A 21931-nucleotide genomic window follows, 5' to 3' on the forward strand; every position below is an offset into this window, starting at 1 on the left:
TTTTGGAAACCGTCTAGTCTTTTAGACGGTTTCCTTTCGTTGTATAATGAAAGCGTGAACAAGTCTAAAGATTTTATAAAATGAATTTTTAGCCTGCAAATATAGAAAATAATGTGCATAGTCCTATTAATAAATGTGATGAGTATCTGAGTTGGGGAATTTGATTCGATGAATAGTTAATCTTCATCTATTTGTACAGCAGGGGAGCTACAGGTGATGGTTTTCTACTTATTGAGTTTTAGGGTGGAAAGAGTGGTTGAGATTCTTAAGGGGAACCTTTTACTTCTTTTTATAAAGCAGTAGAAGATAAATACATTCACGAGAAGGGAGCTCAATATGGAAAAGTTGCTAATTGAAGGCGGAAGAGCTTTAAATGGAACAATTCGTGTGAGTGGTGCAAAGAACAGTGCTGTTGCATTAATTCCAGCGACAATTTTAGCAGATACTCCAGTAACTATCGGTGGCGTTCCTAATATTTCGGACGTGAAAATGTTAGGAGACTTACTAGAGGAAATTGGAGGGAAAGTAACTTATGGGCAGGAAGAAGAGATGGTAGTCGATCCTTCTAACATGGTTGCGATGCCTTTACCAAATGGAAAAGTGAAAAAATTGCGCGCCTCTTATTATTTAATGGGTGCAATGCTTGGCCGTTTTAAAAAAGCTGTTATTGGGCTTCCAGGTGGATGTCATTTAGGGCCACGACCGATTGATCAGCATATTAAAGGGTTTGAAGCGTTAGGGGCACATGTTACAAATGAACAAGGTGCCATTTATTTAAGAGCCGATGAATTGCGCGGGGCACGTATTTATTTAGATGTTGTTAGTGTAGGAGCAACAATCAATATTATGCTAGCGGCTGTACGAGCGAAAGGTAGAACTGTTATTGAAAATGCAGCGAAAGAACCGGAGATTATTGATGTAGCCACATTATTAACAAGTATGGGAGCGCGCATTAAAGGTGCTGGTACAGATGTAATCCGAATTGATGGTGTGGACTCCCTGCATGGTTGTCACCATACTATCATTCCAGATCGTATTGAAGCTGGTACGTATATGATTTTAGGAGCTGCATCAGGAGGAGAAGTAACAGTTGATAATGTTATTCCTCAGCATTTAGAGTCAGTAACTGCGAAGCTAAGAGAAGCTGGTGTCCAAGTTGAAACGAACGATGACCAAATTACAGTGAACGGTAATAGAAGGTTAAAAGTAGTTGATATAAAAACGCTTGTATATCCAGGTTTCCCAACAGATTTACAACAGCCGTTTACGACGCTTTTAACAAAGGCGCACGGGACGGGAGTTGTCACGGATACAATTTACGGCGCACGTTTCAAACATATTGATGAATTGCGTCGTATGAATGCGCAAATTAAAGTAGAAGGTCGTTCGGCAATTGTAACTGGTCCTGTTTTATTGCAAGGTGCAAAAGTGAAGGCAAGTGACTTACGAGCTGGGGCTTCCCTTGTTATTGCAGGGTTAATGGCGGATGGAATTACAGAAGTAACCGGACTTGAACATATTGATCGAGGCTATGAAAATATAGTAGACAAGCTTAAAGGGCTTGGTGCAAACATTTGGCGGGAACAAATGACAAATCAAGAGATTGAAGAAATGAAGAACGCTTAAAGTGATGATACTTCCGCAAGTGGGGAGCGAAGAATCACCACTTGCGGAAGTACACTTTATAGAAAAACACGGTTCACAAAATACGGCAGAAATATAAAGACTTAAAGGAGAGGGATTATCGTGGAAAGAAGTTTATCTATGGAGTTAGTACGTGTAACGGAGGCTGCAGCATTATCATCAGCGCGTTGGATGGGGCGCGGGAAAAAAGATGAGGCAGACGGTGCAGCAACATCAGCTATGCGTGATGTATTTGATACAGTTCCGATGAAAGGGACAGTTGTAATTGGCGAAGGTGAAATGGATGAAGCACCAATGCTGTATATCGGAGAGAAATTAGGTACAGGATATGGACCACGTGTAGACGTTGCAGTTGATCCTTTAGAGGGGACTAACATCGTAGCAGCTGGCGGATGGAATGCACTTGCTGTTATTGCAATTGCAGATCATGGTAATTTGTTGCATGCTCCTGACATGTACATGGATAAAATTGCGGTTGGCCCAGAAGCAGTTGGGGCAGTTGATATTAACGCACCTATTATCGATAACCTACGTGCCGTTGCGAAAGCGAAGAATAAAGATATTGAAGATGTTGTAGCGACAGTTTTAAATCGTCCACGTCATCAAGCAATTATCGAAGAAATTCGTAAGGCTGGTGCACGTATTAAGTTAATTAATGATGGAGATGTAGCTGGAGCAATCAATACAGCATTTGACCGTACAGGTGTAGATATTTTATTCGGTTCTGGTGGGGCTCCTGAAGGTGTACTAGCTGCGGTTGCGCTAAAATGCTTAGGCGGAGAAATTCAAGGAAAGCTCTTACCACAAGACGAAGCTGAATTAGAACGTTGTAAAAAAATGGGCATTGAAGATATAAATCGCATCCTTCGTATGGAAGACTTAGTAAAAGGTGACGATGCAATCTTTGCTGCAACAGGTGTAACAGACGGAGAACTATTACGCGGCGTTCAATTTAAAGGTAGCGTAGGAACAACACAATCCCTTGTTATGCGTGCGAAGTCAGGTACAGTACGCTTCGTAGACGGACGTCATAGCTTAAATAAAAAACCGAACTTGGTTATTAAATAAAAAGTGGAGGCAGCTCGTTCAGAATGGGAGGAAGAAGCGAATCTACCGACCATTCTAGCCGCCGAAACTAGATTAAATAAAAGTAGAAATGCCTCATCTATTCTTCCTTAAAATCAGGTGAGTAGAAAAAAGAAAGAAATATAAAGTGAAACTTTAATCAGTGGGGGGAGCTTCATCCCCCGCTGATTATTAACCTTCACCAATCGTGCTTTTACGGGCGGTTGATCTCCCGCCTAAATTCTGTACTTTATAGCCAGATTTTGAGGTGGGAGTCTTACAGCCCGTTCATGCAAAAAGCGAAGACAAATTTTCTTGTCTTCGCTTCTTGTATTTGTGTTTCAACGTATTGATTAAAACTAGACAAAAGGGTTACAATAGTGAATATTACCCTACTTGAACTTATTGCCTTTCATTATTAATTATTTGCCTTCCGTATTTTTTCCCTTTACCCATTTGAAAAGAGAATAACGTTAAAGTGTGGTGTCTGAATGAATTTGTCAATTGCAGCATTAGAAAACATGAAATTAAAAGAGTTATACGAGCTTGCGAAAGAATTTAAGATTTCGTATTACAGCAAGTTAACGAAAAAAGAGCTAATCTTTGCTATCTTAAAAGCTCGAGCAGAAAAAGAAGGTTTCTTTTTCATGGAAGGCGTATTAGAAATTATTCAATCAGAAGGATTTGGATTCCTACGTCCTATCAACTATTCTCCAAGCTCAGAAGATATTTATATCTCAGCTTCGCAAATTCGTCGCTTCGATTTACGTAATGGAGATAAGGTTTCTGGTAAAGTACGACCTCCGAAAGAAAATGAACGCTATTTTGGATTATTACAAGTTGAAGCTGTAAACGGTGATGATCCAGAATCAGCAAAAGAGCGTGTGCATTTCCCTGCATTAACACCGTTATACCCAGATCGCCAAATGAAATTGGAAACGGAAACGAAAAAGTTACCGACACGCATCATGGATTTAATCGCACCAGTTGGATTTGGACAACGTGGTTTAATTGTTGCGCCTCCAAAGGCTGGTAAAACAAGTCTGTTAAAAGAAATTGCACACAGTGTCACAACAAATCATCCGGAAGCAGAATTAATTGTACTTTTAATTGATGAGCGTCCAGAGGAAGTAACAGATATTGAACGTTCTGTTAAAGGTGACGTTGTAAGCTCTACTTTTGATGAAGTACCAGAAAATCATATTAAAGTAGCCGAGCTTGTATTAGAGCGTGCAATGCGTCTTGTGGAACATAAAAAAGATGTTGTCATTTTAATGGATAGTATTACCCGTTTAGCGCGTGCTTACAACCTTGTTATTCCGCCAAGTGGTAGAACATTATCCGGTGGTATCGATCCAGCTGCCTTCCATAGACCGAAGCGCTTCTTCGGAGCTGCGCGTAATATTGAAGAAGGCGGTAGCTTAACAATTTTAGCAACAGCCCTTGTTGATACAGGGTCTCGTATGGACGATGTAATTTACGAGGAGTTTAAAGGAACTGGAAATATGGAACTTCACTTAGATCGCTCATTAGCTGAGCGTCGTATCTTCCCAGCGATTGATATTCGTCGCTCTGGTACGCGTAAAGAAGACCTGTTAATTCCGAAAGAACATTTAGACAAATTATGGGGTATTCGTAAAACGATGCGTGATACACCAGACTTTGTTGAAAGTTTCTTACGTAAACTTCGTCAAACAAAGACAAATGAAGAATTTTTACAAAACATTGTTGCAGACTCAAAAAGGTATGTAACAACTAAGTAAAGGGAAAAGATTGGGACTCGCTTATTTCGTAGTAAGCGAGTTTTTTATGTTTTTTAAGGGAATATTAGAGAGAGTAATATATGGGAATAATTATGTTTTTTGAGATGGAAATCATATTTTGTATTAGAGCTGGGCGAGTCATCTCCACTTTTGATTAATATCCAGTTCCGGTGGCTAGCTCTTCGCATCTAAGAACCTTCCGCCCGAAAGGTAAAAAGCACCTTTAGGGCGAAAGAACCTTAGCTGGTCAAAGCTGAACGAGCCACCTCCACTTTCAGGTGTTATCTAGCTCCAGCGGCGAGAATGGTCGGTGGCTTCGCGTCTTCCTACGAGGCAAAAAGCGCCTCTGCGTCAGAAGCTCCATCCACCTTCCATTCTGAGCGAGCCGCTTGCGCTTTTAATTAATATCCAGCTCCAGCGGCTAGAATCTCCGGTCATTTCGCTCTCTCGCCTGAAGCAAAAAGCGCTTCATGCGAGAGAGCTTGAAGTGTCCTGGATTCTGAACGAGCCGCTTGTGCTTTTAATTTTTAAAAAGACAAAAACAGGTAGTTGCAAAATGGAGTTAGCCTTGTTATAATTTCATCATATGTGTTTCATCAATATAGTTGTGTAAGCAGCTGAAGATGAAAAACTCTGTTTCGAAAATGATTCAGGGCGGAAGGAGATGAAAAGAATGAAAGCAGGAATCCATCCAAATTACAATAAAGTTGTATTTATGGACACGAACACAGGCTTCAAATTCTTAAGCGGGTCTACTAAAGGCTCTAGCGAAACTGTTGAGTGGGAAGATGGTAACACTTATCCATTACTAAAAATTGAGATCAGTTCTGATTCTCACCCATTCTACACTGGACGTCAGAAGTTTGCTACTGCAGACGGACGTGTTGACCGCTTCAATAAGAAATACGGCATCAAGTAATAAAGAACATAAAACAGGCAAGTGTATGTATTCGCTTGTCTGTTTTTTTTGCAAAAATATTAAACCTTTACCCTACTTTGGATTAGGAAAGTAGATGAAAGGAGAGCTCAATGTACTTAATGAATCAAAATGGTTGGATTGAAGTGATTTGCGGGAGTATGTTTTCTGGAAAATCAGAAGAGCTCATCCGCCGTATACGCCGTACACAATTTGCGAAACAACATGCAATTGTATTTAAACCATGTATTGATAATCGTTATAGTGAAGAAGATGTTGTATCACATAATGGATTAAAGGTTAAAGCAGTTCCTGTTTCAGCTTCAAAAGATATATTTAACCATGTAACAGAAGAAATGGATGTTATTGCAATCGATGAGGTACAATTTTTTGATGGGGACATTGTGGAAGTGGTGCAAGTATTGGCAAATCGTGGCTATCGTGTCATTGTAGCTGGATTAGACCAAGATTTCCGTGGTCTACCATTTGGACAAGTTCCTCAGCTGATGGCGATTGCTGAACATGTAACTAAATTGCAGGCAGTTTGTTCTGCATGTGGATCTCCTGCAAGTCGTACGCAACGTTTAATCGATGGAGAACCAGCGGCATTTGATGATCCAATTATTTTAGTTGGGGCTTCAGAATCGTATGAACCACGTTGTCGTCATTGTCATGCAGTACCTACAAAACAAAGATAAATGAAACTCGCTATGTAGAGCGGGTTTTTTTCGAAAATAGATGAAGATTGGTGGCCAGCTCTTCGCACAGCTAAGAACTTTAGGCAGTCAGAGTTGAGCAAGCCGCTTGCGCTTTTAAATATATTATCTAGCTCCAGCGGCTAGAATCTCCGGCCATTTCACTCTCTCGCTCGAAGCAAAAAGCGCTTCAAGGTCGAGAGCTGAAAGTGTCCTGCGATTCTGAGCGAGCCGCTTTCGCTTTTAAATATTATCTAGCTCCGCCTCCTAGGTCCTTGAGTCTAAGAACCTCCCGCACGAGAAGACAAAAAGCGTCTTCTGTGCGAGAGAACCTTAGCCACTGGACCTAAGCAGTCGGCTCCGCTTTTAAATATAATTTGCGTTTTTTTGATTAAGTACCATATACTATTTGTATTAGATACTAGGATGTAGAGGTGAATGGTGTGTTAGATCGTTTGCAAGCTGTAGAAGATCGTTATGAGAAGTTAAATGAATTGTTAAGTGACCCAGAGGTTATTAGCGATACAAATAAGCTTCGTGAGTATTCAAAGGAACAATCTGATATGCAGGAAACGGTAGAGGTGTACCGTGAGTATAAAGATGTTCGTGAGCAATTACGAGATGCAAAAGCAATGTTAGAAGATAAGTTAGACGCTGAGATGCGTGAAATGGTTAAGGAAGAAGTTTCTGAATTAGAAGGACAAGAGAAAACATTATCAGAACGTCTGAAAATTTTACTTGTTCCTAAAGACCCTAATGATGATAAAAACGTTATCGTTGAGGTTCGTGGTGCAGCTGGTGGTGACGAGGCGGCTTTATTTGCCGGTGACTTATACCGTATGTATAGTCGTTACGCTGAGGTACAAGGTTGGAAAACTGAAATTATTGAGGCTAGCTATACAGAATTAGGTGGATATAAAGAGATTATCTTTATGATCAACGGTAAAGGTGCTTTCGCGAAACTGAAATTCGAAAATGGCGCTCACCGTGTACAACGTGTTCCTGAAACGGAATCTGGTGGACGTATTCATACATCTACAGCAACGGTAGCTGTGTTACCAGAGGCGGAAGAAGTAGAAATTAATATTCATGAAAAAGATGTTCGTGTTGATACGTTCGCTTCTAGTGGTCCTGGTGGACAAAGCGTTAATACAACGATGTCAGCGGTACGTTTAACGCATTTACCGACTGGTGTAGTTGTATCTTGTCAGGATGAGAAATCACAGATTAAGAATAAAGAAAAAGCAATGAAAGTATTACGTGCACGTGTTTATGATAAATTTAGACAAGAAGCACAAGCTGAGTACGATCAAAACCGTAAACAAGCTGTTGGTACGGGAGATCGTTCAGAGCGTATTCGTACGTATAACTTCCCGCAAAACCGTGTTACTGACCATCGAATCGGCTTAACGATTCAAAAGCTAGATCAAATCCTACAAGGTAAGTTAGATGATTTCATCAATGCCTTAGTGATGGAAGATCAGGCGCAAAAGATGGAGGCAGCTGAGTAATGCGTGTCTATGAAGCCCTGAAATGGGCTTCTTCTTTTTTACAAGAAAATGGACGAGATGAGAATGCGGGAGAAATTGTCCTTTGTCATGTATTAAAGACGAACAGAACAGGAATGCTCATGAATATGCGTGAAGAAATAACTGCGGAACAAGAGACAAGCTTTACGGAGTTTATCCACAAGCATGTAGAAGGTATTCCTATTCAATATATGATTGGTTATGAAATGTTTTATGGACGATCGTTCTTTGTGAATGAAGAAGTATTAATACCAAGGCCAGAAACAGAGGAACTTATAGTTGGGGTCCTAGAGAGAATTGAGCGTCATTTCGGTAATGAGGAGCTTCATGTAGCGGATATTGGCACAGGTAGTGGAGCGATTTCTATTACGCTCGCTTTAGAAAATAAAAATCTTCATGTGTATACGGTAGATATTGCACAGGAGTCGATTGAAGTTGCAAAAGAAAATGCAAAGGCTTTAGGAGCGGAAGTAACTTTCTATCACGGTGATTTACTGTCTCCGTTTTATGAAACTGGTCAGAAGTTAGATGTCGTTGTTTCAAATCCTCCGTATATACCGGAGGAAGATTGGCGTGGTCTTTCTACTGTTGTGAAAGAGCATGAGCCGAAAAGGGCGCTTGTTGGCGGTGAAGATGGACTAGATTTCTATCGTCGTTTTATGGAGGAATTGCCGAACGTATTAAAGAAAAAGGCGATTGTGGCGTTTGAAATTGGTGTGGGGCAAGGTGAAGATGTAAAAGCATTATTACAGCAAACTTTCCCGCACGCTCACGTTGAAGTTGTCTTTGATATTAATGGAAAAGATCGCATGGTATTTGCAGAGATGGAGTAAGGTTAAAACCTTACTCTATTTTTTTGAAAAAATTTATATAGATTTTGAATTTAATAGTTTAGAAAGAAGTAACTCTGTCCACACTGTTTCTAGAGGGGACGGTGGAGGAAATGAAAAAACAAGTTATTGCTTATTTTCTTTTATTATTAATTGGTGCACAGTTACTTGTGCAGTTTGGATATATGAAAGCTGATGCAAAAGGGCCTACTGTTATTCCGAAAGAGGCCGTTCGATTACGTATTTTAGCTAATAGTGATTCCGATAAAGATCAGGCATTAAAACGTAAAGTACGTGATGAAGTGAAAGCGCAAATCGATGGATGGGTAGCGGATTTAACGTCATTTGAAGAAGCTCAAAAAGTAATTCAAAATCATATTCCTGAAATTGAAAAGACAGTGGCGAATACGCTGAAAGGGGAAGGAAGTAAAGAGACTTTTCAAGTGAAATTCGGTAAGAATGTGAAGTTTCCTACAAAGGTATATGGGAATTTTATTTATCCAGCAGGGGAATATGAAGCGGTACTTATTACAATTGGAAAAGGTGAAGGTGCAAACTGGTGGTGTGTATTATTTCCACCGATGTGTTTCTTAGATTTTTCGAGTGGTACAGCTGTAAGGAAAGAAGAACATGTTGTGAAAGCTGAATCTCCTGAAGAAGAGCAGGTGGAACAATCAGATGAGGAATTAATGGATGTACCGGAGAAGAAAGATGATAAGGTGAAAGAAAAGAAAGTAGTAAAGATGGAAAAAGCTGAAAAAGTAACAGCACCTGAAAAGAAAGTAGTGACAAATGAAACACAAGTAGAAGAACAGCCTGTAAAAAAAATAGAAACAAAATCTGTGGAAAAAGTGGAGAAATCTGTGGAGCAAAAACAAGAAAAGCAAAATGAGTATGTAAAAGTAGAAGAGGAAGAAGAAAAACCAGAGGTTAAATTATTTATCGTCGAAGCTTTTACATCTTTATTCTCTAAATAGTACTATTAGTAAATCCCTCCTCATATATAAAAATGAGGAGGGATTTACTATGAAGAACGTGTATTTTGCTACGAAAGCAGATGTGGAAAGATTGCATTCTTTTTTCGGACAAGCTAATAAAAAAGATGATAAAATAAATGAGTTGTACGCGCAATTTATGATTTTGGAAGAGGCGGGAGAAATACGAGCTGTAATTGGATATGAACAAAGTGAAGGAGATGCACTTATTCGTTCTTGTTTATTCACACCTAATGTGGATAAGCAGACTTTCTTATATTTTTTTGAAATGTTTTTGCAGTATATGAAAGAAAAAAATATTCGACAATTGTACTTACTCACAAACCATCCACAATCTGCGACAATCTTTCAGTTCTTTAACTTTGTCATTATAGAGAAAGAGAAAGTTCCAGAGGGAATTCGACAATTAGAACACTTTTGTAAAAATATAAAAGAGCCAAATGCAATAATACTAAATTGTCAGCTATTCACAAAGTTATCCACGGATTAACAAGGTTTATCCACATTTTGTGGATAAACCTTGTTTGTCTTTTGGATAAATCTCATAGTAAACTAAAAATAGACAAGTATTTCATGGTAGAAAAGGACGTGGGAAAAAATGCATACAAATATGTGGGTTGTGGATAATGTTGTGGAAAGAAAAAAATATTATCCACAGTTAAAAGAAGCAGCGAGATTATTAAGAGAAAATGAAGCGGTAGCCTTCCCGACAGAAACGGTATATGGGTTAGGAGCAAACGCAATGGACGACGAAGCGATAGCGAAAATTTTTGCAGCGAAAGGGAGACCGAGTGATAATCCACTGATTGTCCACATAGGAACAAAATCTCAGTTAGATGGTATTGTAAGAGAAATTCCACCGGTTGCAGAAAAGTTAATGGAGCATTTTTGGCCAGGTCCATTAACAATCATTTTACCGAGAAAAGAAGGGATTTCAGAGAGGGTTACGGCGGGACTTAATACAGTTGGAGTAAGGATGCCAGATCATCCAGTAGCGCTCGCTCTTATTGAAGAAGCAAACGTGCCTGTTGCAGCACCGAGTGCGAATCGTTCTGGACGCCCAAGTCCAACATTAGCTTCTCATGTGTATGAAGATTTAAACGGGAAAATTGCTGGTATCGTTGATGGCGGGGCCACAGGAGTAGGCGTTGAATCAACTGTAATTGATTGTACGAGCGAAGTTCCGACGATTTTACGTCCTGGTGGGATTACGAAGGAACAATTGGAAGTAGTAATAGGAAATGTTTCTTTAGATCCAGCTTTAAAGGATGAGAAAGAAAAACCGAAATCGCCGGGAATGAAATATACACATTATGCACCGAAAGCACCACTTAGTATTGTTGAAGGATCCCGTGAGTTTATTCAGCGTATTGTGGATGAGAAAAAGAAAGAAGGATTTAAAGTAGGTGTATTAACGACCGAAGAGTATCAACATGTATATAGTGCTGATGTTGTATTATCTTGTGGTATGCGAAGTGATTTAGCTAGCGTTGCGACTAAATTATATGATGTGCTTAGAACGTTTGATGCAAGTGAAGTAGATGTTATCTTTAGTGAATCATTCCCGAATGAAGGAATAGGAAATGCAATTATGAATCGTTTAACAAAAGCAGCGGGACATCATATTATTACTGAATGATAATGTACCTTTAGCAAACAGAATATTTCTCCTCGGATAAGCATATTGTGAAGTAGCACGTCCGAGGGGGGACATGAATGACGCTTGAACAGCTAATACCTTTAATAATTATGGCATTCGCCCTAGGGATGGATGCATTTTCAGTGAGCCTCGGTATGGGGATGGTAACGTTAAAGTTAAGACAAATCCTTTATATCGGTATGACGATAGGGATATTTCATATTATTATGCCGTTTATTGGAATGGTACTAGGACGTTTTCTATCAGAGAGGTATGGGGATGTCGCGAATTTCGCGGGGGCTATTTTATTAATTGGACTAGGGTTCTATATTGTATATTCGTCTATTTTAGAAGGTGAAGAGACTAGAACTGCTCCAATTGGAATTAGTTTATTTGTATTTGCATTTGGTGTCAGTATAGATAGTTTTTCAGTAGGTCTTAGTCTTGGGATTTATGGTGCGCAGACGATTATTACGATATTACTATTTGGATTTGTAAGCATGTTATTGGCATGGATTGGCTTATTAATTGGTAGACATGCGAAAGGTATGCTTGGTACATATGGTGAAATAGTAGGTGGTATCATTCTAGTTGGATTTGGATTATATATCCTTTTTCCTATATAATTTTATGTAGGAAGGAATTATGAACAAGTTATGGGGATGGTATGTTAAGTTTTTAACCTTCTTTCCTCGATGGCTAAGAAGACTTATAATTTTGGGTATTATTTTGCGAATTTCGATGTTAGGTTGGATTAAATTAATTCGTGAATGGTAAGATGACTCCTTTCTGTGCATAGTTTTGTTTGTACTATATTGATCGCACTAAAAAATTGCAAATATAGAAAGGATGAGATGAATGACGAGATTGAAGCAAGTTTTTGGTATTATTATTAGTTTTTTTGTTTTTTGGTTTAGTATGCTCGGTGTACAAATGTTTGCCGAGTTTTTAGATATTGAGTCATTAAAATTTGTTGCAGGAAAAACGGAGGCAGCACGTACTTTTTATTCTCCATACCCGTTTTTAATTGTTTTTCTTATTACATTGCTTTCCTTATATTTCTTTGTAATAAAGCTTGGTAAATCTAAAAAAGAGAAATTACCTGCATTAGAGGAGAAGAAGGAAGAATGACAGTGAAAAAATCCCCCGCTTTTAGCGGGGGATTTTATATTTGGGTGATGGAGCTCTCTCGATCGAAGTGTCCTGCGATTCTGAGCGAGCCGCTTCCGCTTTTAAACAGGCCTCACCAATTCAAATTGTTCTCCTAGTTTTGCGTAGTTGTGTCCTGCTAGGCGGCTTACTGGTTTTAGTCCTTCTGCGTGAATGCGACCGTTTTCGTATAAGTGTTCTGCGACGTGGAAGCGAACGACGCGGCCAATTAGTAGGTCGCAAGCTGGTGAGTCTTCAGTTCCGCCGAGTGGGATAGCACGTTCTAATACACATTCCATTCGAATGTTTGCTTCTTTCACCCCAGGTACTGAAATGACATCACTGTCAATCGGTGTTAGTTTTGCTAATTCGATTTCACTTTCATTAGGAGGTAGGTTAGCTGCTGTTTCGTTAATTGCTTCTACGTAAGATTCATCAGAAATATGTACGACAAATTCGCCTTTTTCGATTGCGTTTCGGGAAGTATCCTTTGGTTTTCCTTCTTTTCGTTGTACGGAAACTGAGATAAGTGGTGGATTGGCTGCGACGATATTGAAGTAGCTATAGGGTGCGCCGTTTAATACGCCGTCTTTTGTTACAGAAGTAACGAAAGCGACAGGGCGTGGAATGATACTTCCTGTAAGTAATTTGTAATTATCTTTTTCAGTTTGTTCGTTTGGATTAATTGATAGCATGTTTGTAATCCCCTTTCTGAATATGACGACTTATTGTTTGTTTACAAGATGTTAGTGGGAAACTCCTGCTGGAAATAATATTTTTTTAATGATGTAAAAAAGAGATTACCTCAATTATACTGAAGTAATCTCTTTTTAAGTAAACATCTTGAAATCGAGATAAATATTAAAGTAAAACGTATGCGCCAGGTCCGATTAAAGCTACTCCAATAGCGACAGCGATTAGCATTAAATTATACTCATATCCGTTTTGTGTTACCCAGTAACCATTTTTTCCGTGAACAGTGAAGATTGCCATTAACATCGTTCCAACGATAAATAGTGAACCAACTGCAGTGAAAATACCTGATGCGAATAAGAAACCACCTAATAATTCAGTTGCGCCAGCCATAAATGCCATGAATACACCAGGACGTAAACCGATTGACTCCATCCAGCCACCTGTTCCTTTTAAACCGTAACCACCGAACCAACCAAATAATTTTTGAGCACCATGACCCATGAATGTAATACCTATAATAAGACGAATAATAAGAAGACCGAAATCCATCATTTTTAAAAACCTCCTAAAAGTTATTAACTTACCTTATGTAAGTAATAATAAAGTAGTTACTTACTTTAGTCAAGTGGATTTTGAAGAAATTATGAAAGAAATTTTACAAATTAACAACAAAAAATAAAATGTGGTAAAGACCTCTAGACAAGTAAGTGAAAAAAAGAGAAAATATAAGTAGAAGTTAACTTCTTATTGTTATTCAGACAATCAGAATTGACTGGAATTTTGTGAGGCGCTACAATAAGAGTCTAGTAGTAATGGCATAATTTATTTCGAAAGCGTTTTTACAGTATAACATTCGAAGTATGAAGTCTTACGTGTATTTCGATCTTGAATAGAGATTGCCCTATAAACTTTTAGGTAAATTATAAGGAGGACTATCCTATGTTTAAAAAATTATTCGGTTTTGGTTCAAAAACAAATGAAGAAACAATCGTAGCTCCATTAACTGGAGCAGTGAAAAATATTGAAGAAGTACCAGATCCAGTATTCGCTGGTCGTATGATGGGTGACGGTGTTGCGATCGATCCTACTGAAGGTGTAGTTGTATCTCCAGTTGATGGTGAAATCGTACAATTATTCCACACGAAACATGCTATTGGAATTAAAGCGAAAAACGGTACAGAAATTTTAATCCACGTTGGATTAGAAACTGTAAAAATGGAAGGTGAAGGTTTCGAAGCTCACGTTTCTGAAGGACAAGCTGTAAAAGCTGGAGATAAATTAATCTCATTCGACTTAGAATTAATTCGTGAAAAAGCGAAAAGTACAATTACTCCAATCGTTATTACAAACACAGATGCAGCTGAGTCTATTAAGACAACTGTAGGTGTAACAGCTACAAAAGGTTCAACAGAAGTAATGAAAGTTACAATGAAATAATTATTGTATGAAAGGAATCTGTTTCGTATGAAATGGATTCCTTATTTTGTTTTGTAGTGTGCTCATCATGTATGGTAAAATACTTTGGGCACTTGGAAATAGGGTTTCACATATATGTGGATAAGGCGCATTTTTCTTAGAAAAAATATAAGAGAAATGCGCCTTTCGTATATTCACATTTCTTTTGTTCTATTCTAATGTACGCTATGATAAATGGTAGGAAACAGAAAAAAAGGGGTGGGTTTAGATGAAACGAGTGTTATTTGTTTGCACTGGAAATACATGCCGTAGTCCGATGGCTGAGGCTTTGCTTCGTCATTACGGAGAAGGTAAATTTGAAGTGCAATCTGCTGGTGTTTTCGCCTATCCTGGAAGCGATGCGTCGGTACGTGCAAAGGAAGCTTTAGCTGAAAAGGGGATTGCAATCGATCATGCCGCGCAGCAGGTAAATGAAACTTTGGTTGATTGGGCGGATATTGTAGTAACAATGACGGAAAACCATAAGCAAATTGTACTTGGGCATTATCCGAGTGTTGAAAAGAAATTGGATACATTATATGGATTAGCTGAGGGTATAAGTAAGGATATTTCAGATCCATTTGGCGGATCGCTTTCTATTTATAAAGAAACGCTAGAAGAGATGGAAAAACTTGTACAAACTTTCCTGAAAAAACATTCAGAAGGTTAATGTTTCGTGTATAATACGATATTGGAGATCACTTCGTTCCATTAAGGAAGCGAGTGTGAAATGAAGATAATTGATTGAAACTTTGGAGGGGTAAAAATGAAAGTAGTAGTAGCATCTGATCACGGCGGTATGAATATCCGTAAAGAACTTGTAAGTTTATTAGAAGAATTAAATATTGAATATATTGATTTAGGTTGTGAATGTGAAGCTGGTTCTGTTGATTACCCTGATTTTGCGTTTCCAGCAGCAGAAATGGTCGCAAATGGTGAAGTAGATCGTGGTATTTTAGTTTGTGGGACAGGCATTGGCATGTCAATCGCGGCAAACAAAGTAAACGGTATTCGTTGTGCGTTAGTTCATGATACTTTTAGTGCGAAAGCGACGAGAGAGCATAATGACACTAACATGCTAGCTATGGGCGAGCGTGTAATTGGGGCTGGTCTAGCGCGTGATATCGCAAAAATTTGGTTAACAACTGACTATGAAGGTGGCCGTCACGAAAACCGCGTAGGAAAAATTAAAACGTACGAAACAAAGTAATAGATTCTAACTATAAATAGTATGAAATATAATTTGGTGAACCAACCTGTGAAAGGAAGAGGCGTAATGACAGAAATCGTAAAGGTAAGAGAACAGCTACAAATGTCGCTTTCTGATTTCCAAGAACAAGCCACGCTGCAAAGTGGCCAAATTTTTGTAGTGGGATGTAGCACGAGCGAGGTGCTAGGTGAAAGAATTGGAACATCAGGAACGATGGAAGTGGCAGAGGCGATTTTTTCTGAATTAAAACAATTTCACGAGCGAACAGGTATTGAATTGGCGTTTCAATGTTGCGAGCATTTAAATCGTGCTTTAGTAGTTGAGAGAGATGTAGCGATGAAATATCAATTTGAAATTGTAACAGTTACGCCTGTTAGATCAGCAGGTGGTGCATTAGCGACGTATGCGTATCACAATTTTAAAGATCCGGTAGTAATTGAGTTTATTAAAGCAGATGCAGGAATGGATATCGGCGATACATTTATCGGTATGCATTTAAAACATGTAGCTGTTCCGGTTCGTACAAGTGTGAAGGAAATAGGAAATGCGCATGTAACAATGGCGAAAACACGTGGAAAACTAATAGGTGGAGCACGTGCTGTTTATGCGGCAAATGAAGAAGTTATTCCTTGCCGTTAAACGTGAAAAATTATAAAGTCGCATAATAGCTTTATATCGAAAGATAAAAGGTATGTAGTCTGACTTTATAATAGAAGAAAGAAAAGACCGATTTCGGTCTTTTTTTTTCTTTTATGATATAGAAAGTCATGTTAGAATGTAGTTGAAAACATGAAGGTTCGAAAGAATTACAACCTGAATTTTCGTTTTTTCTGAATAAATGAGAAAAAACTATTGGGAATCGATGTAATTCGTTCAGAAAAGGGGGATTTTGGTGGATCATTTAAAACGTCAAGATGAAAAGGTATTTGCTGCAATTGAGGCAGAACTAGGAAGACAGCGTTCAAAGATTGAGTTAATTGCTTCGGAAAACTTCGTAAGTGAAGCGGTAATGGAAGCGCAAGGTTCTGTTTTAACGAATAAGTATGCTGAAGGATATCCTGGAAAACGTTACTATGGTGGCTGTGAGCACGTAGACGTAGTTGAAGATATCGCACGTGATCGCGCGAAAGAAATTTTTGGTGCAGAGCATGTAAATGTTCAACCACATTCTGGTGCACAAGCGAATATGGCAGTATACTTCACAATTTTAGAGCAAGGCGATACAGTACTTGGTATGAATTTATCTCATGGTGGTCACTTAACACACGGAAGCCCTGTTAACTTCAGTGGAGTACAATATAATTTCGTAGAATATGGCGTGGATGCTGAATCTCACCGTATTAATTACGATGATGTATTAGCAAAAGCGAAAGAACATAAACCAAAATTAATCGTTGCAGGTGCAAGTGCATATCCTCGTGTTATCGATTTCAAACGATTCCGCGAGATTGCAGATGAAGTGGGTGCATACTTTATGGTTGATATGGCACATATCGCTGGTTTAGTAGCTGCTGGTTTACATCCAAACCCAGTACCACATGCACATTTCGTTACAACGACAACACATAAAACATTACGTGGTCCACGTGGTGGTATGATTTTATGTGAAGAGCAATTTGCAAAACAAATTGATAAATCAATCTTCCCTGGTATCCAAGGTGGTCCACTTATGCACGTAATTGCTGCAAAAGCTGTTGCATTTGGTGAGACACTACAAGATGAGTTTAAAACATATGCACAAAATATCATTAATAATGCGAATCGCTTAGCTGAAGGCCTTCAAAAAGAAGGACTTACACTTGTTTCTGGTGGAACAGACAATCACTTAATCTTGATTGATGTTCGTAACTTAGAAATCACAGGTAAAGTAGCAGAGCACGTATTAGATGAAGTTGGTATTACAGTGAACAAAAATACAATTCCATTTGAAACAGCAAGCCCATTTGTAACAAGCGGCGTGCGTATCGGTACGGCAGCTGTAACATCTCGTGGTTTCGGTTTAGAAGAAATGGATGAAATTGCAGCACTAATTGCTTATACATTAAAAAATCATGAGAATGAAGTTGCATTAGAAGAAGCGCGTAAACGTGTAGAAGCGTTAACGAGCAAATTTCCAATGTATACAGATCTATAATAGATTGAAAAAGACTGCTGAAACGTAATTGTTTTAGTAGTCTTTTTTTGGACATATATTGTTTTTAAAGTATGTATACAAATGATGAATAAATTTTGGCGATATAATGAAGGATACACCTCCCATAATTGGTAAAGATACTAGATAGATTCATCACAAAATCATGATTTTGCCAAATTTGCCCTTGAATATTAGTAGCGTTTTCTTTACAATCGTAAATAGTGTAAAAAAGCGTGTAAACGCATGAATATCATCTAAAGGAGAGATTCACATGGGAAAACTGTATGTATTTGATCACCCGTTAATTCAACATAAGATTACATATATTCGCGATAAGAATACAGGTACGAAAGATTTTCGTGAATTAGTGGACGAAGTAGCAAGCTTAATGGCTTTCGAAATTACTCGCGACCTTCCACTTAAAGACATTGAAATTGAAACGCCTGTAAGCAAAGCGACAACAAAAGTGATCGCTGGTAAAAAACTTGGTTTAATTCCGATTTTACGTGCAGGTTTAGGAATGGTTGATGGAATTCTGAAATTAATTCCAGCAGCAAAAGTAGGACACGTTGGTTTATACCGTGACCCTGAAACATTGCAACCGGTAGAATACTATGTGAAACTTCCAACGGATGTAGAAGAGCGTGACTTTATCGTACTAGATCCAATGCTAGCAACAGGTGGTTCTGCAGCTGAAGCAATTAATTCTCTGAAAAAGCGCGGTGCAAAGCAAATTAAATTAATGTGTATCGTAGCTGCTCCAGAAGGAGTAAAAGTAGTACAAGAAGAGCATCCTGATGTTGATATTTATGTAGCGGCATTAGATGAGAAGCTAAATGACCATGGTTATGTAGTTCCAGGTCTTGGTGATGCTGGTGACCGTTTATTCGGAACGAAGTAAGACAACAGACGAGAGGGGAGTCCCCGCTCGTCTTTTTTTTTCGCCCTGAGCGTGCGGGGGAGGGGGAGATAAATATACAGGGTCTATACAACATAAGTTGCATACACATCACATATAATATAGAAGTCTTACGTCTTGGGAACACTATATTATGGAAGGAAAGCGCTATATCTTAAAAATATAATAGTGACAAACTTGTGAACATTTCCTTCTATTATAAAGAGAAAACTGTTAGAAATTGCATATCTCTAACCAGTATTTAGAAGGGGAACGTTTTCATTTTTGGGAGTAAATGACTAATACTCAAATTTTTTGATTTTTTACGATTTCTCGTTGACACTGTTAATACCCTATTGTATGCTAACAACGGGGATAGATGGTAGGGCTTTCAGTGACAAAAATACATCTATTCCGTGACGAAAATGTAAACTTTTTATTTTGTATAGAATTTATGCAGAAAAATGAGTTATTATTAACACATCGTGAATGAGGGCTACATATTGGAGGGATGAATCCTTGCAAAAAAACGATCGCAGCCATATAAAAGCATATGCTTTAATGTCAGGAATTCTTGCTCAGTTAGTCGGTTCTATTCTTATTGGAATCTTTGGTGGGCAATGGATTGATAATAAGGTTGGAACGTTTCCATTGTTTCTTATTATAGGGTTATTACTCGGTTTAGGAACAGGGATATACGCAATGATTCGACTCATTCGACATTACTATTCGGGAGAGCAATGATGATAGACGTACATGGACTTGTCCAAAGACAAAAGAAATATATGTACTACTTGCTTGCGCTTCTAGTGCTAGGATGGGGATTTACCTCTTACAAGGATGTATTTCTTGGGCTGATTATCGGAACGATTTTCAGTTTTCTTAGTTTGCGCATCATTGCACGTAGAACAGACAAGCTATTAGATCGCGTAACAAATGGAGAAAACGTGAAGTTTAAGGCAACAGCGGTAAGTACATATTCGAGATTCGCGACGATTGGGTTATTAATTTTATTTGCAGCCAAATATCAAGAGTTAATTGCGATGTGGGGCCTAGGTGTAGGATTGCTGACAGGATACCTTGTCATGATCATAGATTTTCTTTATTTAGAGTATAAGAGCAGGGAAGAGAGGTGAATTACTAGTGGAACACGGTAAATTAGTTAAATTTCTAGGTTTAACGTTCGATTTGTCATCAGTTATGATGGTTACTGTAGCAGCAGTTATTGTTTTCTTAATCGCTGTTATCGGAACTCGCAGTTTAGCTCTTCGCCCAACAGGAATGCAAAATTTCATGGAATGGGTATTTGACTTCGTGAAAGGGATTATCAATAGTACGATGGACTGGAAAACAGGTGGACGTTTCTTAACGCTTGGCGTTACGCTTATCATGTTTATCATCGTATCGAACTTCCTTGGTTTACCATTCATGTATTCAACAGTTGAGGCTGGCGAACATATTGCATGGTGGAGATCACCAACGTCTGATCCAGCAGTTACATTAACATTAGCCGTGATGGTAGTTACCCTCACCCATTATTATGGAATTAAGATGAAGGGTACGAAAGAATACGTTAAAGGTTATTTCCAACCTATGAAATTCTTATTCCCATTAAAGGTTATTGAGGAGTTTGCTAACACATTAACGTTAGGTCTTCGTTTGTTCGGTAACATTTATGCAGGTGAAATCCTGTTAGGATTACTTGCTAAGTTAGGCGGAGCATCATTCCTTGGAGCATTAGGTGCACTTGTACCAATGTTAGCATGGATGGGATTCAGCGTATTCGTTGGATCAATCCAGTCATTTATTTTCGTTATGTTAACGATGGTTTATATGGCCCATAAAGTAAGCCATGACCATTAATATAATTTAAGTAAGAAAAAATTTAATTTTTTATAATACAAAGGAGGACAAATTAAATGAGTTTAGGTGTAATCGCAGCTGCAATTGCAATTGGTTTATCAGCATTAGGTGCAGGTATTGGTAACGGTCTTATCGTATCACGTACAATCGAAGGTGTTGCTCGTCAACCAGAATTAAAAGGCGCACTTCAAACAATTATGTTCATCGGGGTTGCTTTAGTTGAGGCACTTCCAATCATCGGTGTAGTTATTGCTTTCATCGTAATGAACAAATAAGGGAGACTCCCCTTACATAGATGGCGAAGAGTGTTTTTTGAACTTTCTTCGCCATTGCTTTATGAACGAAACGTATGTCTTTTTTTTTCATATGATCAATTTAGATATTTTGAAGGGAGTGAATCCTTGTGCCAACTTTATTATTAGGGGCTGCCATTCCATTTGGAACGATTGCTTATACATTGTTCATTTTCTTACTTCTATTAGTAATGCTACGCAAATTTGCGTGGGGTCCTTTAATGGGAATTATGAAAGAACGTGAAGAGCATGTTACTAGTGAAATCGACGCTGCAGAAAGAAGTAACGCTGAAGCGAAGAAATTAGTAGAAGAACAACGTGAAATGTTAAAACAATCGCGTGTTGAAGCACAAGAGTTAATCGAAAGAGCGAAAAAACAAGCTGTAGATCAAAAAGATGTGATTGTTGCTGCTGCGAAAGAAGAAGCAGAATCAATTAAAGCATCTGCTGTACAAGAAATTCAACGCGAAAAAGAGCAAGCGATTGCTGCTTTACAAGAACAAGTCGCTTCTTTATCTGTTCAAATTGCTTCTAAAGTAATTGAAAAAGAGTTAAAAGAAGAAGATCAAGTGAAGTTAATTCGCGATTATATTAAAGAAGTAGGAGAAGCGCGATGAGCAATGGGATTGTAGCAAAACGTTATGCTGTCGCTCTTTTTAAAATTGCAAAAGAAAAACACGTATTAGAAATGTTTGAAGAGGAATTACGCCTTGTACAAAACGTTTATGTAAAGAACGGAGAACTACATAGCTTTTTAACGCAACCGAACATTTCAAAAGAGCAGAAGAAAACGTTTATTGCAAACGTATTCGGATCTGTTTCTGAATCTATTTTAAATACGTTATATATTTTAATTGATAACAAGCGCATTGAAATCTTACCTGAAATTGCAGATGAATATGTTGTTCTTGCTAATGAAGAACGTAACGTAGCGGATGCAACTGTATATTCTACTCGTCTTCTATCTGAAGAAGAGAAGCTTAACGTTGCAGAAGCATTTGCAAAGAGAACGGGAAAAGATGCAATTCGCGTGAAAAATGTTGTAGATGAAGATTTACTAGGCGGCATTAAAGTACGTATTGGAAATCGCATTTATGATGGAAGTTTACAAGGAAAATTAGCACGTATTCAACGTGAATTAATGAAGAATAGATAGG

28 protein-coding genes are annotated in these 21931 nt (G+C 38.3%); 26 read left to right on the forward strand and 2 right to left on the reverse strand.

Annotated elements, in window-relative coordinates:
- Positions 1–336 precede the first annotated feature (336 nt).
- The 13 genes from murA (at position 337) to JDS80_RS10840 (ending at position 12207) form a co-directional block, all read left to right on the forward strand.
- The gene (gene murA, locus JDS80_RS10780) at positions 337–1626 is read left to right on the forward strand and encodes a UDP-N-acetylglucosamine 1-carboxyvinyltransferase (protein WP_071744056.1); all 1290 of its coding nucleotides are present in this window, start codon (positions 337–339) and stop codon (positions 1624–1626) included.
- Positions 1627–1746: 120 nt separating this feature from the next.
- On the forward strand, positions 1747–2712 hold the full coding sequence (glpX, locus tag JDS80_RS10785; protein WP_071744057.1) for a class II fructose-bisphosphatase: 966 nt from the start codon (positions 1747–1749) through the stop codon (positions 2710–2712).
- Between the two features lie 488 nt (positions 2713–3200).
- On the forward strand, positions 3201–4472 hold the full coding sequence (rho, locus tag JDS80_RS10790) for a transcription termination factor Rho (protein ID WP_002174368.1): 1272 nt from the start codon (positions 3201–3203) through the stop codon (positions 4470–4472).
- Positions 4473–4782: 310 nt separating this feature from the next.
- Entirely contained in the window at positions 4783–5049 is a 267-nt protein-coding gene (locus JDS80_RS10795; protein WP_165616018.1) for a hypothetical protein, read from the forward strand.
- A 96-nt stretch (positions 5050–5145) separates the two neighbouring features.
- Positions 5146–5391, forward strand: a complete 246-nt coding sequence (locus tag JDS80_RS10800) for a type B 50S ribosomal protein L31 (protein WP_000643447.1) — start codon at positions 5146–5148, stop codon at positions 5389–5391.
- Positions 5392–5501: 110 nt separating this feature from the next.
- Positions 5502–6086 (forward strand): thymidine kinase, encoded by a 585-nt coding sequence (locus JDS80_RS10805; protein ID WP_000281086.1) that lies wholly within the window; start codon positions 5502–5504, stop codon positions 6084–6086.
- A 440-nt stretch (positions 6087–6526) separates the two neighbouring features.
- On the forward strand, positions 6527–7594 hold the full coding sequence (gene prfA, locus JDS80_RS10810; protein ID WP_002094338.1) for a peptide chain release factor 1: 1068 nt from the start codon (positions 6527–6529) through the stop codon (positions 7592–7594).
- On the forward strand, positions 7594–8445 hold the full coding sequence (prmC, locus tag JDS80_RS10815; RefSeq protein ID WP_071744058.1) for a peptide chain release factor N(5)-glutamine methyltransferase: 852 nt from the start codon (positions 7594–7596) through the stop codon (positions 8443–8445). The genes prfA and prmC overlap by 1 nt, the downstream gene beginning before the upstream one ends.
- 101 nt (positions 8446–8546) lie before the next feature.
- On the forward strand, positions 8547–9419 hold the full coding sequence (spoIIR, locus tag JDS80_RS10820) for a stage II sporulation protein R (protein WP_116733420.1): 873 nt from the start codon (positions 8547–8549) through the stop codon (positions 9417–9419).
- Positions 9420–9468: 49 nt separating this feature from the next.
- Positions 9469–9927: a GNAT family N-acetyltransferase gene (locus JDS80_RS10825; protein ID WP_199638402.1), complete on the forward strand. Its 459-nt coding sequence runs from the start codon at positions 9469–9471 to the stop codon at positions 9925–9927.
- A gap of 108 nt (positions 9928–10035) precedes the next feature.
- On the forward strand, positions 10036–11076 hold the full coding sequence (locus JDS80_RS10830; RefSeq protein WP_199638404.1) for an L-threonylcarbamoyladenylate synthase: 1041 nt from the start codon (positions 10036–10038) through the stop codon (positions 11074–11076).
- A 77-nt stretch (positions 11077–11153) separates the two neighbouring features.
- Positions 11154–11702 carry a manganese efflux pump MntP gene (locus tag JDS80_RS10835; RefSeq protein ID WP_071744062.1) on the forward strand — a complete coding sequence of 183 codons (549 nt, stop codon included), beginning with the start codon at positions 11154–11156 and terminating at the stop codon, positions 11700–11702.
- A 232-nt stretch (positions 11703–11934) separates the two neighbouring features.
- Positions 11935–12207 carry a DUF3935 domain-containing protein gene (locus JDS80_RS10840; RefSeq protein WP_199638406.1) on the forward strand — a complete coding sequence of 91 codons (273 nt, stop codon included), beginning with the start codon at positions 11935–11937 and terminating at the stop codon, positions 12205–12207.
- 101 nt (positions 12208–12308) lie between these two features.
- Here the strand turns inward: JDS80_RS10840 and JDS80_RS10845 are convergent, their stop codons facing one another.
- Together JDS80_RS10845 and JDS80_RS10850 are read right to left on the reverse strand one after the other, a co-directional pair.
- Entirely contained in the window at positions 12309–12920 is a 612-nt protein-coding gene (locus tag JDS80_RS10845; RefSeq protein ID WP_098889048.1) for a flavin reductase family protein, read from the reverse strand.
- Positions 12921–13086: 166 nt separating this feature from the next.
- Positions 13087–13473 carry a DoxX family protein gene (locus JDS80_RS10850; RefSeq protein WP_061680023.1) on the reverse strand — a complete coding sequence of 129 codons (387 nt, stop codon included), beginning with the start codon at positions 13471–13473 and terminating at the stop codon, positions 13087–13089.
- Positions 13474–13860: 387 nt separating this feature from the next.
- On the opposite strand from JDS80_RS10850, the gene JDS80_RS10855 reads away from it, so the two are divergent.
- The 13 genes from JDS80_RS10855 to atpH all read left to right on the forward strand — a co-directional run bounded on the left by JDS80_RS10855 (position 13861) and on the right by atpH (position 21930).
- Positions 13861–14358: a PTS sugar transporter subunit IIA gene (locus JDS80_RS10855; protein ID WP_002016294.1), complete on the forward strand. Its 498-nt coding sequence runs from the start codon at positions 13861–13863 to the stop codon at positions 14356–14358.
- A 247-nt stretch (positions 14359–14605) separates the two neighbouring features.
- Positions 14606–15046 (forward strand): low molecular weight protein arginine phosphatase, encoded by a 441-nt coding sequence (locus JDS80_RS10860; protein WP_071744065.1) that lies wholly within the window; start codon positions 14606–14608, stop codon positions 15044–15046.
- Between the two features lie 96 nt (positions 15047–15142).
- Positions 15143–15586, forward strand: coding sequence for a ribose 5-phosphate isomerase B (rpiB, locus tag JDS80_RS10865; protein WP_000869917.1), 444 nt, complete (start codon positions 15143–15145; stop codon positions 15584–15586).
- 66 nt (positions 15587–15652) lie between these two features.
- Positions 15653–16225 carry a TIGR01440 family protein gene (locus JDS80_RS10870; protein ID WP_071744066.1) on the forward strand — a complete coding sequence of 191 codons (573 nt, stop codon included), beginning with the start codon at positions 15653–15655 and terminating at the stop codon, positions 16223–16225.
- A 253-nt stretch (positions 16226–16478) separates the two neighbouring features.
- Positions 16479–17720, forward strand: a complete 1242-nt coding sequence (gene glyA / locus JDS80_RS10875; protein WP_071744067.1) for a serine hydroxymethyltransferase — start codon at positions 16479–16481, stop codon at positions 17718–17720.
- Positions 17721–17991: 271 nt separating this feature from the next.
- A complete protein-coding gene (upp, locus tag JDS80_RS10880) occupies positions 17992–18621 on the forward strand; it encodes a uracil phosphoribosyltransferase (protein WP_000517536.1) in 630 nt (209 codons plus the stop codon).
- A gap of 376 nt (positions 18622–18997) precedes the next feature.
- A complete protein-coding gene (locus JDS80_RS10885; protein WP_033712414.1) occupies positions 18998–19111 on the forward strand; it encodes a DUF4024 domain-containing protein in 114 nt (37 codons plus the stop codon).
- 26 nt (positions 19112–19137) lie between these two features.
- Positions 19138–19362 carry an AtpZ/AtpI family protein gene (locus tag JDS80_RS10890; RefSeq protein WP_001171218.1) on the forward strand — a complete coding sequence of 75 codons (225 nt, stop codon included), beginning with the start codon at positions 19138–19140 and terminating at the stop codon, positions 19360–19362.
- Positions 19362–19754 (forward strand): ATP synthase subunit I, encoded by a 393-nt coding sequence (locus JDS80_RS10895; protein WP_000567600.1) that lies wholly within the window; start codon positions 19362–19364, stop codon positions 19752–19754. The genes JDS80_RS10890 and JDS80_RS10895 overlap by 1 nt, the downstream gene beginning before the upstream one ends.
- 7 nt (positions 19755–19761) lie before the next feature.
- Positions 19762–20481 carry a F0F1 ATP synthase subunit A gene (atpB, locus tag JDS80_RS10900; RefSeq protein ID WP_048542682.1) on the forward strand — a complete coding sequence of 240 codons (720 nt, stop codon included), beginning with the start codon at positions 19762–19764 and terminating at the stop codon, positions 20479–20481.
- Between the two features lie 56 nt (positions 20482–20537).
- On the forward strand, positions 20538–20756 hold the full coding sequence (gene atpE / locus JDS80_RS10905) for a F0F1 ATP synthase subunit C (RefSeq protein ID WP_000052064.1): 219 nt from the start codon (positions 20538–20540) through the stop codon (positions 20754–20756).
- A gap of 128 nt (positions 20757–20884) precedes the next feature.
- Positions 20885–21391 (forward strand): F0F1 ATP synthase subunit B, encoded by a 507-nt coding sequence (atpF, locus tag JDS80_RS10910; RefSeq protein ID WP_001142619.1) that lies wholly within the window; start codon positions 20885–20887, stop codon positions 21389–21391.
- A complete protein-coding gene (gene atpH, locus JDS80_RS10915; RefSeq protein ID WP_071744069.1) occupies positions 21388–21930 on the forward strand; it encodes a F0F1 ATP synthase subunit delta in 543 nt (180 codons plus the stop codon). The genes atpF and atpH overlap by 4 nt, the downstream gene beginning before the upstream one ends.
- Position 21931 lies beyond the last annotated feature (1 nt).

It is taken from the genome of Bacillus cereus group sp. N8 (assembly GCF_016483685.1).
GTDB lineage: Bacteria > Bacillota > Bacilli > Bacillales > Bacillaceae_G > Bacillus_A > Bacillus_A proteolyticus.

Coding starts and splice junctions, on each gene's coding strand:
- murA (WP_071744056.1), top strand. CDS start 337: ATGGAAAAGTTGCTAATTGAAGGCGGAAGAGCTTTAAATGGAACAATT.
- rho (WP_002174368.1), top strand. CDS start 3,201: ATGAATTTGTCAATTGCAGCATTAGAAAACATGAAATTAAAAGAGTTA.
- JDS80_RS10800 (WP_000643447.1), top strand. CDS start 5,146: ATGAAAGCAGGAATCCATCCAAATTACAATAAAGTTGTATTTATGGAC.
- JDS80_RS10805 (WP_000281086.1), top strand. CDS start 5,502: ATGTACTTAATGAATCAAAATGGTTGGATTGAAGTGATTTGCGGGAGT.
- prmC (WP_071744058.1), top strand. CDS start 7,594: ATGCGTGTCTATGAAGCCCTGAAATGGGCTTCTTCTTTTTTACAAGAA.
- JDS80_RS10825 (WP_199638402.1), top strand. CDS start 9,469: ATGAAGAACGTGTATTTTGCTACGAAAGCAGATGTGGAAAGATTGCAT.
- JDS80_RS10830 (WP_199638404.1), top strand. CDS start 10,036: ATGCATACAAATATGTGGGTTGTGGATAATGTTGTGGAAAGAAAAAAA.
- JDS80_RS10835 (WP_071744062.1), top strand. CDS start 11,154: ATGACGCTTGAACAGCTAATACCTTTAATAATTATGGCATTCGCCCTA.
- JDS80_RS10840 (WP_199638406.1), top strand. CDS start 11,935: ATGACGAGATTGAAGCAAGTTTTTGGTATTATTATTAGTTTTTTTGTT.
- JDS80_RS10845 (WP_098889048.1), bottom strand. CDS start 12,920: ATGCTATCAATTAATCCAAACGAACAAACTGAAAAAGATAATTACAAA.
- JDS80_RS10850 (WP_061680023.1), bottom strand. CDS start 13,473: ATGATGGATTTCGGTCTTCTTATTATTCGTCTTATTATAGGTATTACA.
- JDS80_RS10855 (WP_002016294.1), top strand. CDS start 13,861: ATGTTTAAAAAATTATTCGGTTTTGGTTCAAAAACAAATGAAGAAACA.
- JDS80_RS10860 (WP_071744065.1), top strand. CDS start 14,606: ATGAAACGAGTGTTATTTGTTTGCACTGGAAATACATGCCGTAGTCCG.
- rpiB (WP_000869917.1), top strand. CDS start 15,143: ATGAAAGTAGTAGTAGCATCTGATCACGGCGGTATGAATATCCGTAAA.
- JDS80_RS10870 (WP_071744066.1), top strand. CDS start 15,653: ATGACAGAAATCGTAAAGGTAAGAGAACAGCTACAAATGTCGCTTTCT.
- upp (WP_000517536.1), top strand. CDS start 17,992: ATGGGAAAACTGTATGTATTTGATCACCCGTTAATTCAACATAAGATT.
- JDS80_RS10885 (WP_033712414.1), top strand. CDS start 18,998: ATGGTAGGGCTTTCAGTGACAAAAATACATCTATTCCGTGACGAAAAT.
- JDS80_RS10895 (WP_000567600.1), top strand. CDS start 19,362: ATGATAGACGTACATGGACTTGTCCAAAGACAAAAGAAATATATGTAC.
- atpE (WP_000052064.1), top strand. CDS start 20,538: ATGAGTTTAGGTGTAATCGCAGCTGCAATTGCAATTGGTTTATCAGCA.
- atpH (WP_071744069.1), top strand. CDS start 21,388: ATGAGCAATGGGATTGTAGCAAAACGTTATGCTGTCGCTCTTTTTAAA.